Raw genomic sequence first — 666 nt, forward strand, 5'->3', positions numbered from 1 at the left:
AGCGGCTTGCCGCGCAGCAGAATGTCGAGAATGGCGGTGCGGGCCGGCTCGTCGGGGGGCGTCACGAGCGTGATGCGGTCGAAGCGGCCGGGGCGGCGGAAGGCGGGGTCGAGGTGCCAAGGCGCGTTGGTGGCAGCCATGATGAGTACGCCCTCGTTCGAGCGCGTGGCCCCGTCCAACTCCTCCAGGAACTGGTTGATGACGGTGCGGCCCGCGCTCTGGCGCAGGTCGTGGCGGTTGGCGGCCAGAGCATCCACCTCGTCAAAAAACAGCACGCACGGCGCCTGGCTGCGGGCCAGCTCAAATAGCTGGTGCAGGTTTTTCTCGGAGTTGCCCAGCCACATATCCAGAATGTCGGCAATGCCCACGCTGATGAAGCTGGCCTGCACCTCGCCGGCCGTGGCGCGGGCCAGGTGGGTTTTGCCGCAGCCGGGCGGGCCATACAGCAGCAGCCCGCCGCCGCTGGCCTTGCCATAGGCCTTGTACAGGTCCGGGAATTGTAGCGGGTGGATAATTTTCAGGCGGATTTCGTCCTTCACCGCCTCCATGCCGCCCACGTCGGAAAAGTTGATTTTGGGCCGCTCCAGGCCCAGCAGTTTGGCCTGGGCACTGGGCTCGGCCTCATCGGGCGTAGGGGCGGGGCGGTAGCCGCCACCGGCGGGCGTG

1 protein-coding gene is annotated in these 666 nt (G+C 67.4%); it reads right to left on the minus strand.

The window, feature by feature from the left end:
- Window positions 1–666: ATP-binding protein (locus tag ACYVDE_RS25240; RefSeq protein WP_460504263.1), on the minus strand; the 666-nt coding region annotated here is incomplete at both ends.

Source organism: Hymenobacter agri, from assembly GCF_054778495.1.